The following is a 13,721-nucleotide window of genomic DNA, read 5'->3' on the forward strand; positions in this document are numbered from 1 at the left end:
ATATTGGCCAAAACCTGCGGCGCAGAAATTCCTTCCCGCGCCGCGCGCCAAGTACAGAGATCTCCATGACCGCCCAGCAGACCGACAATGCCCTCAGGCAGCGCCTCGACTTCATCGAACTGGATGAGGCGGCGCGCAAGTCGATGCGGGATCTGCGCCCTGTCATATCAGAGCTGATCGGCGGCGCCCTTGATAAATTCTACGCCAAGATCGCCAAGACCCCCGCTGTCGCCGGCTTCTTCGCCGATAAGAACCATGTCGGCCATGCCAGGAAGCGCCAGCAGGATCATTGGGCCAATCTCGCCGGCGGCGCATTCGACGAGAGCTATGTCAACGGCGTGACCGCAGTCGGCCGCACCCACGCCCGCATCGGGCTGGAGCCGCGCTGGTATATTGGCGGTTACGCCATCGTCATGTCCGAGCTCGTCAAGGGCATCATGGAGAAGCAGTGGCCGTCGATCTTTGCGCGCCAGCAGGGCAAGGCATTGGCCGAGAAGCTGTCGGCCGTCATCAAGGCCGGCATGCTCGACATGGATTATTCCATCTCGGTCTATCTGGAGACGCTCGAAGCCAAGCGTCGCGCCCTGGAAGAAGAGCGCGCCCAGGCCGAATCCGACCAGGCGATCGCGCTGGAGCAGCTGCGCCGCGGTCTGGAAGCGCTGTCGAACGGCGATCTCGAAGCCACCCTGCCGTCCGACCTACCGGGCAATTTTAGGCACATGGCCGAGGATTACAACCGCGCCGTCAGGGCGCTAAGCCAGTCCTTCGCCTCCGTACGCGAGACCTCGGGCCATATCATGAGCGGCGCCGACGTTATATCCAATGCGACCAACGATCTGGCGCTGCGCACCGCCCAGCAGGCGGCAGGCGTCGAGGAGAGCTCGGCCGCCCTGCAGCAGCTGTCCGTCAGCGTCGGCCAGACGGCCGCCAATGCCGAGAAGGCTTCGGCCGCCGTGCGCGAGACGCAAGAGAAGGCGAAGAACTCTGGCGAACTCGTCACCAGCGCTGTCTCGGCGATGGCCGGCATCGAGAAATCCTCGACCGGGATCTCCAAGATCATCGGCGTTATCGACGAGATCGCCTTCCAGACCAACCTGCTGGCGCTGAACGCTGGTGTCGAGGCGGCGCGCGCCGGTGATGCCGGCAAGGGTTTTGCCGTTGTCGCCCAGGAAGTCCGCCAGCTCGCCCAGCGCACCGCGGAAGCGGCCAAGGAGATCAAGAACCTGATCTCTCAGAGTTCGATCCAGGTCAATCAGGGCGTCGGCATCGTCTCCAGCACCGGTGAGGCGCTGAACGATATGATCAGCCGCATCGATATCATCAACCGTTTCGTCGCCGATATCGCCGCCGCCGCCCGCGATCAGGCGACCGGCGTCAACGAGGTCAGCGTCGCCGTCCGCAACATGGGTGTGATCACCCAGCAGAATTCGGACATGGTCGAGCACTCATCGGCGGAAACCCGCCGCCTCAAGGACGAGGTGGAGAGCCTGATCGAGCTGCTGCGGCGCTTCCGGGCCCGGCCGGAGGGCCGTTCCGCCAGTGCTGCCCGCCGGGCGGCCTGAGGCGAATATGGCGAAATTCCAGGCGGCGATGCAAAAAAGCGTATTCCCCGCCTGCCGGATAATTCCATAGTCGGAAAAGATGGGTTATGGGAACGCCATGACCATCAAGCCACTCATCATTCTTCCCGATCCCGTTCTCCGCCAGCTGTCCAAGCCGATCGAGCGGGTGGACTCCGACCTGCAGCGTCTTGCCGACGATATGCTGGAAACCATGTACGACGCGCCGGGCATCGGCCTTGCCGCCATCCAGATCGGCGTGCCGCGCCGCATGCTCGTCATCGACATTTCGCGCGAGGGCGAGGAAAAACAGCCGCAGGTCTTCATCAACCCGGAGATCGTCAAATCCTCCGACGAGCGCTCCGTCTATGAGGAAGGCTGCCTTTCGATTCCGGATTATTATGCCGAGGTCGAGCGCCCGGCCGTTGTCTCGGTCAAATATCTCGACCGCAACGGCAAGGAACAGACCGTGGAAGCCGACGGACTACTCGCCACCTGCCTGCAGCACGAGATCGACCACCTGAACGGCGTGCTGTTCATCGATTACATCTCGCGGCTGAAGCGGGAGATGGTGATCAAGAAATTCACCAAGGCGGCGAAGTCCAAGGCGCTCTGACGCTACGTTGAAAATTCACCGGCGAGGCACTATGATATCACTGATATCATAGTGGAGGCGCCATATGGGTGACTTTCTGATCAGAAACATTTCCGAAGCAATGAAGCGAGACATTGCGGAATCGGCGCAGCGGAGCGGAAACAGCCTTTCCGACGAGGCCAAGGAGCTTTTGCGGGACGCGCTGAAAAGAAAAACCGAAGCAAAGCCCGAGACTTTGTCGGCGTATGAAGCAATACGCGCCGCTTTCGTCAGCGAAAACGCAGTTGACGATGAATTCGCTGCAATCATGGACGAAATCGAGGCCGCGCGGAAAAAGGATTTCGGCCGGCCGTTCGAGGATTTCGAATGATCGTTCTCGATACGAATGTGATTTCCGAGTTCGCCAAGCCATTGCCGAGTGAAAAGGTGAAGGCTTGGATATTGCGGCAGGATGGCTCGAGAATCTGGCTTTGCACGGTTGGCTTGATGGAGCAGATTTACGGAGCCGAAAGGGTTTTCTTGAAGACAGGATCAGACCGCTTCTTTCGCGCGATCGAGAATTTGGTGAAAGGCCAGTTTCGCGATCGTATCGCCGGCTGGGATTTGGAAACGGCTATGGCAACCGGTCGCTTGCGGGCGAAACGCGAAAGCATAGGGCGGCCGATTTCTGTCCAGGATGCCATGATTGCCGCCATCTGCCTTGCAAACGGCGCGACGCTTGCGACCCGCAACACTCGAGATTTCGAGGGGCTTGATCTCAAGCTCGTAAACCCGTTTGAAGACGGTTGATCCTCAATTGGCGAGATAAAATGTCTCTTCGCATCATCTTCATGGGAACCCCGGAGTTCTCAGTTCCGACCCTGCGCCTGCTCGTCGATGCCGGGCACAGGATCGTTGCGGTCTATACGCAGCCGCCGCGGCCGGGCGGGCGGCGCGGGCTCGATCTGCAGAAATCGCCGGTGCATCAGGCGGCCGAACTGCTTGGCCTGCCGGTCTTCACCCCGGTCAATTTCAAGGACCCGGAGGAACGCGAGAGGTTTCGTGGCCTGAATGCCGATGTCGGCGTCGTCGTTGCCTACGGGCTGCTGCTGCCGGAAGCAATTTTGAACGGCACCCGGGATGGCTGTTACAATGGCCATGCCTCGCTGTTGCCGCGCTGGCGTGGCGCGGCCCCCATCCAGCGGGCGATCATGGCTGGCGACGCAAAGACCGGCATGATGGTGATGAAGATGGACAAGGGTCTGGATACCGGCGCCGTCGCACTGACCCGCGAGGTCGAGATCGGCCCGGACATGACTGCTGGCGAGCTGCACGACCGGCTGATGTTGGTCGGCGCCAAGGCGATGGCGGAGGCCATGGTGAAACTCGAGATGAACGACCTGCCGCTGACGCCGCAGCCGGAAGACGGCGTGCTTTATGCCGCCAAGATCGACAAGGCCGAGACGCGCATCGATTTTTCCAGGGATGCCAAGGACGTGCACAATCACATCCGCGGCCTGGCGCCGTTTCCGGGGGCCTGGTTCGAGCTCGAAATCGGCGGCAAGCCGGAGCGGGTGAAGGTGCTGGCGTCCGAACTGGCTGAAGGGCAGGGTGCGGCCGGGCAATTGCTGACAGATGATCTCGTGGTCGCCTGCGGCTCGGGCGCGGTGCGGCCCACCAGGCTGCAGAAGGCCGGCGGCAAGCCGCTGATGGCGGCGGATTTCCTCAGGGGCACGCCGCTTGCGGCGGGCATGAGGCTTAGCTGATGCCGCGTTTCCGCATGACCGTCGAATATGACGGCGGCCCCTATGTCGGCTGGCAGCGGCAGGAGAACGGCCCCTCGGTACAGGGCGCGATCGAAGCCGCAGTGTTTTCCCTGACCGGCGAGACAGTGTCGGTCCGCGGCGCCGGACGCACCGATTCCGGCGTCCACGCCATGGGGCAGGTGATCCATGCCGATCTTTCGAAGGAGTGGTCGCCCTACCAACTGCAGAATGCCTTGAATGCGCATCTGAGGCTTGCCGGCGAGCGCGTCTCCATTCTCGACGTCGAGGCGGCTCCCGATTTTTTCGATGCGCGTTTTTCGGCGCTGCGGCGCCATTACCTCTATCGCATCGTCAGCCGCCGGGCGCCGCTGGCGCTTCAAGCCGGCAAGGCCTGGTGGGTGCCGAAGGTGCTCGACCACGAGGTCATGCACGCTGCCGCCCAGAGGCTGGTCGGCAGGCACGATTTTTCCACCTTCCGCGCCGCCCATTGCCAGGCAAATAGCCCGGTGCGCACGCTCGACCGGCTGGATGTGACGCGCAATGGCGAGCTGATCGAGATCCGCGCCACGGCGCAGAGTTTTCTCCACAACCAGATCCGTTCCTTCGCCGGCACGCTGAAGCTCGCCGGCGAAGGCAAGTGGACGCCTGATGATGTCGAGGCAGCGCTTCAGGCGCGCGACCGCAAGGCCTGCGGCCCGGTGGCGCCGCCGGACGGGCTCTATTTCATGCAGGTGGATTATCCCGATGTCATCATCGACCGCCGCAGACCGGTCACCGATAACGATGACGGCGCCGATGAAAGTGACGATCTGTCGTCGGCTTGATCAGGCAGGATAGATGCCGAGGAAGTGCTGCAGATATTCCGAAAGGATCATCGATGGCACGAGCAGCACCAGTGTGAGCGCTCCGACCATCAGCGCGTGACCGTGGCAGATCATCCGGAGGATGCGCGCCAGCACGAAGACCTGCGCCAGCATGAAGGCGAGCAGCAGCAGCGAGACGAGGCCGACGGAGCCGGGCAGGAAGAACACCAGCGCCAGCAGCAGCCCGTTGATATAGGAGAGCGGCACGCCGAGCCAGTTGATGCTGACGACGACAGGGGCGAAACGCTCGCCCATGCGAAAAGCAAGCAGCAGCAGCCCGGCAAAGACCAGCGGCACAAACCAGTTGGCGAGTTCGACGAGGCCGAGCCTGAAATAGAAGGCAAAGTCGACATCGGCTTCCGGCGGCATCGAGCGCAGGAAGGCCTGTCGCCACCAGAGCCAGGAAATGCCCATCGGCGGCAGGCACCAGGCCATCGCCCAGAACGAGCGGTTGACGCCGCGCTCGGACATGTCGAGGTAGCGGAAGCCGCGCGGATCCAGCCGGATCAGCAGCCAGAGGCCGGCCAGGTAATATTGAACCTCCCTAAAGCCCGGCATTGGCGAACCAGCGGGCGATGAAGGTTTCGTAGATCGCCGTCAGCGTCTCCAGATCGGCGACAGCGACGCGCTCGTCGACCATGTGCATCGTCTGGCCGACGAGGCCGAACTCGACGACCGGGCAATAATCCTTGATGAAGCGCGCATCCGATGTGCCGCCGGTGGTCGAAAGCCGCGGCGATTGGCCGGAAATGCTTTCGACGGCTGAAGACAGCGAGGCGATCAGCGCATTGTTGCGCGTCAGGAAAACATGGCTCGGCCGATCGGCCCAGACGATATCGTATTTCACCGGGTCGCGGCCCGGCCGCAGCGCGCCGTCCCGGGCAGCGGCGTCAAGACGGCGCAGGATTTCGGCACGCAGTGTTTCGACGGTCCAACTGTCGTTGAAGCGGATGTTGAAACTCGCCGACGCCTTGGCCGGAATGACATTGGTCGCCGGGTTGCCGACATCGACCGTGGTCACTTCGAGGTTCGACGGCTGGAAATCGTCGGTGCCGCCGTCAAACGGCGGGTCCATCAGCGCCTGAGTCAGCTGCAGCATGCCGCGCACCGGATTGTCGGCAAGGTGCGGATAGGCGGCATGGCCCTGCACGCCGTGCACGGTGATCCTGCCCGACAGCGAGCCGCGTCGCCCGATCTTGATCATGTCGCCGAGCCTGTCCGGATTGGTTGGCTCCCCGACCAGGCAGGCATCCCAGCGCTCGCCGCGTTCGGCTGCCCATTGCAGCAGTTTGATCGTGCCGTTGATCGCCGGACCTTCTTCGTCGCCGGTAATCAGGAAGGAAATCGAGCCCTTGGGCTGCCCGTTTTTCTCGATATGGCGAGCGACCGCGGCGACGAAACAGGCGATGCCGCCCTTCATGTCGACGGCGCCGCGGCCGAAAAGTTCGCCCTTCGAAATCTCGGCCTCAAAGGGCGGATGCGTCCAGGCGGCTTCGTCGCCGACCGGCACGACATCGGTATGGCCGGCAAACATCAGGTGCGGGCCGTCTTTGCCGAGGCGGGCATAGAGGTTTTCGATGTCAGGTGTTCCCTCTTCGCTCGCCTTCACTCTGTCGACCGTAAAGCCGAGCGGCGCAAGCATTGCCTCCAGCGCCGACAGCGCGCCGCCTTCGGCGGGCGTCACGGACGGGCAGCGAATCAGCGTCTGAAGATTGGCGACGGGGTCGGTAGCGGTCATGGCGGTCGAACTATCCGGCGGGAATGGCAAAGACATGGCAAGGCGGGGCCGCCTCGCGTAAAAAGACGCCGTCTGTTTACCGGATCAACGTCCCGGTGTCATCAATCTCTGAGCAGCTCGTTAATGCCGGTCTTCGAGCGGGTCTTTTCATCGACGCGCTTGACGATGACGGCGCAGTAGAGATGCGGCGCCGGCTGGCCGTTGCCCATCGTCGCATTGCCCGACGGCATCGAGCCGGCGACGACGACGGAATAGGGCGGCACTTCGCCGTAGGTCACCTCGCCAGTGGCGCGGTCGACGATCTTGGTCGACTTGCCGATAAAGACGCCCATGCCGAGCACCGAGCCTTCGCGGATGATGCAGCCTTCGACCACCTCGGAACGGGCGCCGATGAAGCAATTGTCCTCGATGATCGTCGGGCCTGCCTGCATCGGCTCCAAGACGCCGCCAATGCCGACGCCGCCGGAGAGATGCACATGCTTGCCGATCTGCGCGCAGGAGCCGACTGTTGCCCAGGTATCGACCATCGTGCCTTCGCCGACATAGGCGCCGAGATTGACGAAGGAAGGCATCAGGATGGCGTTCGGGGCGATGTAAGCCGAGCGGCGCACGACGCAGTTCGGCACGGCGCGGAAGCCGGCGGCGCGGAAGTGGTTCTCGCCCCAGTTTTCGAATTTCGAAGGAACCTTGTCCCACCAGGTGGAATTGCCCGAGCCGCCCTCGACCACGTCCATGTCGTTGAGGCGGAAGGACAAGAGCACAGCCTTCTTCAGCCACTGATTGACCGTCCAGGCGCCGTCGGAGCTGCGTTCGGCGACGCGGACCTTGCCGGCATCGAGCAAATCGAGCGCTGATTCGACCGCATCGCGAACCTCGCCCTTCGTCGACGTGTTCACATTGTCGCGATTGTCGAAGGCGGCTTCGATGATCTTTTCGAGGGATGCGAGGTCGGTGGCGCTCATGAGAATTCCTTAAACTTCGATCTTTATCGTGGAGACGGCGGGGTCTCCGGAATTGCGGTTGGCGGGGGTCAATCCTGCTCTACAGTATGAACCCGTAGAACGGAATGATTTTTCCGACAAGATCATATCTGGATTCAAGGCGTTATAGCGACATATCCGGTTTCGAAGCCGGCAATACTGAAAGGCATTTCGACATGGCGAAGGGACGAAACGGCGGTTCGCGGCGCAAGGATGGCGTATGGGACCCGCTGAAGAGCAGCTCGACCGACAGGCAGCGCGCCGAAGCCGTGCCGAAGACGCCGCAGACGCTATCGCCTGCCTACCGCCTTGCGTATGTCGACGAGGATTTCCTCTGCCGCGAGGAATTGCGGCCGATCCGCCTGCAGCTGGAGTTGTTGAAGACGGAGATGATGCTGACCGAACGCGGCATCAAATCAACAGTCGTCATGTTCGGCGGCGCCCGCATTCCCGCCCCCGGCCAGAGCGCCTGGGCAGCCCGCAACGATATCCAGCGCGTCAACCTGGAGGCGGCCTCCGTCTACTATGACGAGGCGCGCAAATTCGCCCGGCTCTGCTCGAAATATTCGGCCACCTTGAATTTCCACGAATATGTCATCGTCACCGGCGGCGGCCCCGGGGTGATGGAGGCGGGCAATCGCGGCGCGGCCGACGAGGGCGCACCTTCGATCGGCCTCAACATCGTACTGCCGCACGAGCAGGCGCCGAACGCCTATGTGACGCCGGAACTCAGCTTCAACTTCCACTATTTCGCCATCCGCAAGATGCACTTCATGGTGCGCGCCAAGGCGATCGCGGTCTTTCCCGGTGGCTTCGGCACGCTTGACGAATTCTTCGAATGCCTGACGCTGATCCAGACCGGCCGCATGGAGCGCCTGCCGCTGATCCTCTTCGGGGAGTCGTTCTGGAGGAGGATCATCAATTTCGAGGCATTGGCCGAATTCGGCACGATCGCGCCTGACGACGTCAAGCTGATCAGCTTCGTCGATACGGCAGAAGCGGCATGGAAGATCGTGCAGGATTTCTACGAACACCGCGAGTAAGGGCTCAAGCGCGCGCTTCGGCCGAACGACGCGCATTCATAATTCTCCCGCTCCTTCCCGCGGAGCAGGAATGGAACGGTTCGTCCGGCCTTACAGAAGCGGCCGGTCCGGCATGTCGTCGATCGAGATGACGCCGTCCTTGTTGCGGTCCATTCGCGCAAACAGCTTGTCGAAGGCGGCTTCGGCTTCCTGTTTGGAGATCTGGCCGTTCTGGTCTGTGTCGATCCGTTGCATCATCAGCGAGGCGCGCATGAAGTTGCCGCCATGGCGCATCCAGCGATGTCCGTCACGACCGTCGTGGCCGTCGCGCGGCGGCCGTCCCTGGTCATTGTTGTCGGCGGTTTCAGGCGCCGTGGGTGCGGCGTTCGCATCCTTGTTTTCGCCGGCTTCCTGCTTGCGCTGATCTCTCATCGGCTGCATCTGCGTTTTCCGGTACTCACGGATTTCGCCCGGTGTCAGCGAACCGTCCTTGTTGGTGTCGATCGCAGCGAAGATCTTGTCGATACCGGCGGTCGCCTCGTCCTTGGAGATCTGTCCGTCCTTGTTCGTGTCGAACTGCTTCAGCATGCGGACATAGGTGATTTCGCGGAAGGCAGCAGGCCCCGGACCGTGCATGCCGGGGTGCTGACGCGGCCCGTCACCGGGTGCGGCAAAAACTGCCCCGGCGGCTGCGCCGAAGATGAGGGTGGAGGAAAGCGCTGCCAGTATCAGCTTGTTGCGGTACATCGTGTTTGCCTTTCGTAAGGTGTCCCCTCACGAAAGAAGCTATGGCAGCAGGCCCGAAAGACCCAGTTAAACATCGGTAAGCTGAATGAAAACTTCGTAATGCTTCAGCCGATAATCTTGCGGAGAAAAGCGGCGAGATCGTCGGTGACGAAATCGATATGATCCTCCTCGCCACTGGTCTTTTCCCACCATTCGACGACCGTCTCTTCCAGATTGCGCGGCACGAGCAGTACGGTCTGCATGCCGAGCGCCTTCGGCACCGTCAAGTTGCGCGGCAGATCCTCGAACATCGCCGCCTTGGTGGTTTCGACGCGCTTCAGCGCCGTGAACTTGTCGTAGGTGGCCTGCGCCGGCTTCGGCACGTAGTCGGCGGCGACGATATCGAAGATGTCGTCGAAATGCTCGAGGATGCCGAGCGCCTCCGCCGTCATTTCGGCATGCTTGACGCTGCCATTGGTGAAGATGAATTTGCGCCCCGGCAGCGCCTTGATCGCCTCGCCAAGTTCCGGCTGCGGCGTCAGCGCCGTGTAGTCGATCGCATGCGCCTTTTCGAGGAAATCGTTCGGGTCGATGCCATGATGGATCATCAGGCCCTGCAGCGTCGTGCCATGGTCGAGGTAATATTGCTTCTGCAGCTTGCGCGCCTCTTCCCGCTCCATCTGCAAGAGCGCCGCGACATAGGCGGTCATGTTCTTGTCGATCTGCGCGAAGAGATTGACATGATGCGGATAGAGCGTGTTGTCGAGGTCGAAGACCCAGTCTGTGACGTGCTCGAAATCGGTTTTATCAGGCGTGCGGTCGATCTTGGTCATGGCGGTCTTATGGCACGGCTGCTGTGGGAAACCAAAGGCTTTTGGCTCCCAGCTCAGCCTGACATCGGCTTCCGCAAAAATGCCGTCAGATTTTCACAACTTTAAGAGGATTTTGTCTGAATATTGCCATTGATCGCTGGTGACTTTCTGCCTGCGTCAGACAGGGGGACCCGCAAGGGGTAAAGTCGCATGAAGATCGTTCTGATCAATCCGCCGCATACGGCGATCGGCAGTCGCATTCCCGATGATCACCTTCCACCGCTCGGCCTTCTTTCGGTCGGCGGCCCGCTGATCGACGACGGTCATATCGTCAGTCTCATCGATGCCGAGTTCGGACCGATGACGATAGCGGAGATTGTCAGCCGTGTGGTGGCCAGTGGCCCCGATTTGGTGCTGATCGGCCATTCCGGCTCGACCTCGGCCCATCCCACCGCCCGCGCGATCGCAGAGGCGGTCAAGCACAGCGATGCTGCTATCCGCATTGTTTATGGCGGTGTCTTCCCGACCTATCACTGGCGGGAGGCGATGGCCGAGACCGAGGCATTCGATATCCTCGTGCGCGGCGAAGGCGAGGAAACGATGCGGCGGCTTGCCTGCACCCTGGCGACGGGCCGCCCGCTCGCAACCGTTCCCGGCATCGCCTTTCGCGATGGCGATGGCGAAATCCTGGCAACACAGCCGGCGCAGGCGATCGCCGATCTCGATGCCTATCGCGTCGGCTGGGAGCTGATCGATCATCGCCACTACAGTTATTGGGGCGGCAAGCGCGCTGTCGTCATGCAGTTTTCGCGCGGCTGTCCGCATCTTTGCAACTACTGTGGCCAGCGCGGTTTCTGGACCCGCTGGCGTCACCGCTCGCCGGAACTGTTTGCCCGCGAGATCGCCAGGCTTTATCGCGAAGAGGGTGTGGAACTTATCAATCTCGCCGACGAGAATCCGACCTCCTCGCGAAAGGCCTGGCTCGCTTTTCTCGAAGCGATGATCACCGAGAACGTGCCGGTGCAGATTGTCGGATCGACACGGGCCGATGATATCGTCCGCGATGCCGATATCCTGCACCTCTACCGCAAAGCGGGTGTCGTGCGCTGGTTGATCGGCATGGAAAACACCGACGAGGCAACCTTGACGCTGATCAAGAAGGGTGGAGCCAAGACGACTGACCGGGAGGCGATCCGACTTCTGCGCCAACACGATATCCTCTCCATGGCGACTTGGGTCGTCGGTTTCGAGGAGGAGAAGCTGAGCCATCTCTGGCGCGGCTTCCGGCAATTGCTCTCCTATGATCCCGACCAGATCCAGGCGCTCTATGTGACGCCGCATCGCTGGACGCCCTTCTTCCGCATTGCCCGCGATCGACAGGTCATCGAAACCGATATCCGCAAATGGGACTACAAGCATCAGGTGCTGAAGATGCGGTATCTCACCCCGATCGTGCTGGTCGCCTGCGTCAAGCTCATCGAGGTCGCGGTCCAGGCGCGGCCGAAGGCGCTGCTGCGCATCCTCTTCCATCGCGATCGCCAGCAGCGCCACTCCATGCGCTGGTATACCCAGATGGGTCGCCGCGTCTGGTTTCACGAGATCCTCGAATTTCTCTTCCGCCGCCGCCATCTCAAGGATGGCCCGACGCTCGAGAATTTCTGGGGCGCGCCGCAGGATGCAGAGGAGGAATCGATGCTGCGCCCGCAACGGCATGTGAAAAGCCTCGACGCGGCGGAATAAAATAGACGCCCGATTTTCGGCGGACGGCGCAGGCACGGAATGCTAGAAAGCGGTCATGCTTTTCGAACGCCCCGATGATGATACGCTCTATGACGCCCTGATCGCGCGCAGTGCCGATTATGAGGGTCAGGCCTATGTCTGCGTCAAGACGACAGGTATCTTCTGCCGTCTGACCTGCCCGGCGCGCAAGCCGAGGCGGGAAAATACCATCTTTTTCGACACGATCGCCGCCTGCATGCATTCCGGTTTCCGCCCGTGCCAGCGCTGCAGGCCGCTGGAGCAGCCGGGCAGGGAGCCGATCGTCGACGAACTGCTTGCCGCACTGGACCGCGAGCCGCAGCTGCGCTGGACCGAGGATGAGCTCATGCGCAGGGGCCATGACCCCTCGACGGTGCGCCGCGCCTTCAAACGCGGGCTCGGCGTGACCTTCCACGATATCGTCCGCTATATCCGGCTGGGCGAGGCGGCCCGGCAACTGGCCGATGGCGCGCGCGTCATCGATGCGCAGCTCGAGGCGGGATATGACTCCCCAAGTGGTTTCCGGACGGCTTTTCAGCGGCTCGTCGGCAAAGCGCCGGCGCTGTCGCAGAACCGCGAACTGCTCTCTGCCGACTGGTTCGACACCCCGCTCGGGCCGATGGTAGCGGTTGCCGACAAGACGCATCTCCGCCTTCTCGAATTCCACGACCGTAAGGCATTGCCGACCGAGCTCGAGGCGCTGCAGAAGCGCGTCCGCTCCTCGGTCGCGATCGGCCGCACGCCGGCGATCGACCAGATCGAGGCAGAAATCCGGGATTATTTCGAAGGGCGGCTGACCGTCTTCAGGACGCCGTTGGCCCTTGGTGGCACACCCTTCGAAAAACATGTCTGGGCAAAACTCATGGAGATTCCTGCCGGCCAGACGCRCGCCTATGGCGATCTCGCCAGGGAGATGGAAAGGCCGGAAGTGGTGCGTGCCGTCGGCCGCGCCAACGGCGCCAACCAGCTCGCCATCATCGTGCCCTGCCATCGCATCCTCGGCGTGGATGGTTCGCTGACCGGCTATGGCGGCGGGCTCTGGCGCAAGCAATGGCTGCTGCGGCATGAAGAGAAGATCAGAGCACAAGCACCTAACCAAGCACCTAACATGGAGGAGACGGCATGAACCAGACTGAAAAGGCCGAGCTGTTCGGCACGCTGCACCAGAAGGGCAACCCCGTTGTTCTCTACAATATCTGGGATGCCGGCACGGCGAGGGCGGTTGCCGATGCCGGCGCCAAGGCGCTTGCCACGGGAAGCTGGTCGGTCGCCGCTGCCCATGGTTATGCCGACGGCGAGAAGCTGCCGATGTCGGTGCTGGTCGACACGGCGAAATCCATCACCGCTGTCATCGACCTGCCGCTTTCGGTCGATTTCGAAGGCGCCTATTCGGCCGAGCCTGAGGGTGCGGCCGCCAATGTCGCCAAGCTGGTGGAGGTCGGCGCCGTCGGCATCAATTTCGAGGATCAGGTGGTCGGCGGTGGTGGGCTTTATCCGGCCGAGAGGCAGGCTGCCCGCATCCGCGCCATTCGCGCCATGGCCGAAGGCAAGGGCATCCCCTTCTTCATCAACGCCCGCACCGATCTCTTCCTGGCCGAGAGCGATCTTTCCAAACATGCCGGTCTGGTGGACGAGGCGATCGAGCGCGGCCGGGCCTATGCGGCGGCCGGCGGCAGCGGCTTCTTCGTGCCTGGCTTGATCGATCCCGCCTTGATCGAGAAGATCTGCGCCGCCTCGCCGCTGCCGGTCAACATCATGATGCGGACAGGCGCCCCGGATGTGAAAACGCTGGCAAAGCTCGGCGTCGGCCGCGTCAGTTATGGCCCCGGGCCTTACCGGTCGATGATGGAAAAGCTGAAACAGGAGGCGGCGGCGATTTATAGCCCGCTCTGACGTCGAAAGTCCGAGGGCCGCAGATCTGGT

The 13,721-nt window shown here is 62.1% G+C and carries 15 protein-coding genes; 10 read left to right on the forward strand and 5 right to left on the reverse strand.

What is annotated here, in order from left to right; translation table 11 throughout:
• Positions 1–65 precede the first annotated feature (65 nt).
• The 6 genes from AC1ECN_RS02155 to truA all read left to right on the forward strand — a co-directional run bounded on the left by AC1ECN_RS02155 (position 66) and on the right by truA (position 4,723).
• Positions 66–1,562: a globin-coupled sensor protein gene (locus AC1ECN_RS02155; protein ID WP_130671839.1), complete on the forward strand. Its 1,497-nt coding sequence runs from the start codon at positions 66–68 to the stop codon at positions 1,560–1,562.
• Between the two features lie 97 nt (positions 1,563–1,659).
• Positions 1,660–2,175, forward strand: a complete 516-nt coding sequence (gene def, locus AC1ECN_RS02160; protein ID WP_020397424.1) for a peptide deformylase — start codon at positions 1,660–1,662, stop codon at positions 2,173–2,175.
• A gap of 64 nt (positions 2,176–2,239) precedes the next feature.
• Positions 2,240–2,524, forward strand: a complete 285-nt coding sequence (locus AC1ECN_RS02165; RefSeq protein ID WP_018070090.1) for a plasmid stabilization protein — start codon at positions 2,240–2,242, stop codon at positions 2,522–2,524.
• Positions 2,521–2,943 (forward strand): type II toxin-antitoxin system VapC family toxin, encoded by a 423-nt coding sequence (locus AC1ECN_RS02170; protein WP_033179430.1) that lies wholly within the window; start codon positions 2,521–2,523, stop codon positions 2,941–2,943. Before AC1ECN_RS02165 ends, AC1ECN_RS02170 begins: the two co-directional genes overlap by 4 nt.
• Before the next feature lie 20 nt (positions 2,944–2,963).
• Positions 2,964–3,899 carry a methionyl-tRNA formyltransferase gene (gene fmt / locus AC1ECN_RS02175; protein WP_130671840.1) on the forward strand — a complete coding sequence of 312 codons (936 nt, stop codon included), beginning with the start codon at positions 2,964–2,966 and terminating at the stop codon, positions 3,897–3,899.
• Positions 3,899–4,723 (forward strand): tRNA pseudouridine(38-40) synthase TruA, encoded by an 825-nt coding sequence (truA, locus tag AC1ECN_RS02180; protein WP_130671841.1) that lies wholly within the window; start codon positions 3,899–3,901, stop codon positions 4,721–4,723. Before fmt ends, truA begins: the two co-directional genes overlap by 1 nt.
• Here the strand turns inward: truA and AC1ECN_RS02185 are convergent, their stop codons facing one another.
• The 3 genes from AC1ECN_RS02185 to dapD all read right to left on the reverse strand — a co-directional run bounded on the left by AC1ECN_RS02185 (position 4,724) and on the right by dapD (position 7,462).
• The gene (locus AC1ECN_RS02185; protein ID WP_130671842.1) at positions 4,724–5,320 is read right to left on the reverse strand and encodes a hypothetical protein; all 597 of its coding nucleotides are present in this window, start codon (positions 5,318–5,320) and stop codon (positions 4,724–4,726) included.
• On the reverse strand, positions 5,307–6,500 hold the full coding sequence (dapE, locus tag AC1ECN_RS02190; protein WP_130671843.1) for a succinyl-diaminopimelate desuccinylase: 1,194 nt from the start codon (positions 6,498–6,500) through the stop codon (positions 5,307–5,309). The genes AC1ECN_RS02185 and dapE overlap by 14 nt, the downstream gene beginning before the upstream one ends.
• 101 nt (positions 6,501–6,601) lie before the next feature.
• Positions 6,602–7,462 carry a 2,3,4,5-tetrahydropyridine-2,6-dicarboxylate N-succinyltransferase gene (dapD, locus tag AC1ECN_RS02195; protein WP_130671844.1) on the reverse strand — a complete coding sequence of 287 codons (861 nt, stop codon included), beginning with the start codon at positions 7,460–7,462 and terminating at the stop codon, positions 6,602–6,604.
• A 194-nt stretch (positions 7,463–7,656) separates the two neighbouring features.
• Between dapD and AC1ECN_RS02200 the strand changes: the two genes are divergently transcribed.
• Positions 7,657–8,523, forward strand: coding sequence for an LOG family protein (locus AC1ECN_RS02200; RefSeq protein WP_024323867.1), 867 nt, complete (start codon positions 7,657–7,659; stop codon positions 8,521–8,523).
• A gap of 90 nt (positions 8,524–8,613) precedes the next feature.
• Here AC1ECN_RS02200 and AC1ECN_RS02205 read toward each other — a convergent pair whose 3' ends face one another.
• Both AC1ECN_RS02205 and AC1ECN_RS02210 read right to left on the reverse strand, forming a co-directional pair.
• Positions 8,614–9,249, reverse strand: coding sequence for an EF-hand domain-containing protein (locus AC1ECN_RS02205; RefSeq protein ID WP_130671845.1), 636 nt, complete (start codon positions 9,247–9,249; stop codon positions 8,614–8,616).
• 104 nt (positions 9,250–9,353) lie between these two features.
• Positions 9,354–10,061 carry a pyrimidine 5'-nucleotidase gene (locus tag AC1ECN_RS02210; protein WP_018068721.1) on the reverse strand — a complete coding sequence of 236 codons (708 nt, stop codon included), beginning with the start codon at positions 10,059–10,061 and terminating at the stop codon, positions 9,354–9,356.
• A gap of 189 nt (positions 10,062–10,250) precedes the next feature.
• Between AC1ECN_RS02210 and bchE the strand changes: the two genes are divergently transcribed.
• From bchE to AC1ECN_RS02225, 3 genes are read left to right on the forward strand one after another with little or no spacing between them, the layout of a single operon-like run.
• On the forward strand, positions 10,251–11,780 hold the full coding sequence (gene bchE, locus AC1ECN_RS02215; RefSeq protein WP_130671846.1) for a magnesium-protoporphyrin IX monomethyl ester anaerobic oxidative cyclase: 1,530 nt from the start codon (positions 10,251–10,253) through the stop codon (positions 11,778–11,780).
• A 55-nt stretch (positions 11,781–11,835) separates the two neighbouring features.
• Complete coding sequence (locus AC1ECN_RS02220) at positions 11,836–12,924, forward strand: bifunctional transcriptional activator/DNA repair enzyme AdaA (protein ID WP_477952053.1); 1,089 nt, start codon at positions 11,836–11,838, stop codon at positions 12,922–12,924.
• Positions 12,921–13,691 (forward strand): isocitrate lyase/PEP mutase family protein, encoded by a 771-nt coding sequence (locus AC1ECN_RS02225; protein WP_027689526.1) that lies wholly within the window; start codon positions 12,921–12,923, stop codon positions 13,689–13,691. The genes AC1ECN_RS02220 and AC1ECN_RS02225 overlap by 4 nt, the downstream gene beginning before the upstream one ends.
• The last annotated feature ends 30 nt before the right edge of the window (positions 13,692–13,721 follow it).

The sequence above is a fragment of the Rhizobium sp. 01N447_2 genome, from assembly GCF_056399245.1.

What these genes read in the sequence shown, in the direction of transcription:
- AC1ECN_RS02155 (WP_130671839.1), top strand. Translation starts at nt 66, where the DNA reads ATGACCGCCCAGCAGACCGACAATGCCCTCAGGCAGCGCCTCGACTTC.
- def (WP_020397424.1), top strand. Translation starts at nt 1,660, where the DNA reads ATGACCATCAAGCCACTCATCATTCTTCCCGATCCCGTTCTCCGCCAG.
- AC1ECN_RS02165 (WP_018070090.1), top strand. Translation starts at nt 2,240, where the DNA reads ATGGGTGACTTTCTGATCAGAAACATTTCCGAAGCAATGAAGCGAGAC.
- AC1ECN_RS02170 (WP_033179430.1), top strand. Translation starts at nt 2,521, where the DNA reads ATGATCGTTCTCGATACGAATGTGATTTCCGAGTTCGCCAAGCCATTG.
- fmt (WP_130671840.1), top strand. Translation starts at nt 2,964, where the DNA reads ATGTCTCTTCGCATCATCTTCATGGGAACCCCGGAGTTCTCAGTTCCG.
- truA (WP_130671841.1), top strand. Translation starts at nt 3,899, where the DNA reads ATGCCGCGTTTCCGCATGACCGTCGAATATGACGGCGGCCCCTATGTC.
- AC1ECN_RS02185 (WP_130671842.1), bottom strand. Translation starts at nt 5,320, where the DNA reads ATGCCGGGCTTTAGGGAGGTTCAATATTACCTGGCCGGCCTCTGGCTG.
- dapE (WP_130671843.1), bottom strand. Translation starts at nt 6,500, where the DNA reads ATGACCGCTACCGACCCCGTCGCCAATCTTCAGACGCTGATTCGCTGC.
- dapD (WP_130671844.1), bottom strand. Translation starts at nt 7,462, where the DNA reads ATGAGCGCCACCGACCTCGCATCCCTCGAAAAGATCATCGAAGCCGCC.
- AC1ECN_RS02200 (WP_024323867.1), top strand. Translation starts at nt 7,657, where the DNA reads ATGGCGAAGGGACGAAACGGCGGTTCGCGGCGCAAGGATGGCGTATGG.
- AC1ECN_RS02205 (WP_130671845.1), bottom strand. Translation starts at nt 9,249, where the DNA reads ATGTACCGCAACAAGCTGATACTGGCAGCGCTTTCCTCCACCCTCATC.
- AC1ECN_RS02210 (WP_018068721.1), bottom strand. Translation starts at nt 10,061, where the DNA reads ATGACCAAGATCGACCGCACGCCTGATAAAACCGATTTCGAGCACGTC.
- bchE (WP_130671846.1), top strand. Translation starts at nt 10,251, where the DNA reads ATGAAGATCGTTCTGATCAATCCGCCGCATACGGCGATCGGCAGTCGC.
- AC1ECN_RS02225 (WP_027689526.1), top strand. Translation starts at nt 12,921, where the DNA reads ATGAACCAGACTGAAAAGGCCGAGCTGTTCGGCACGCTGCACCAGAAG.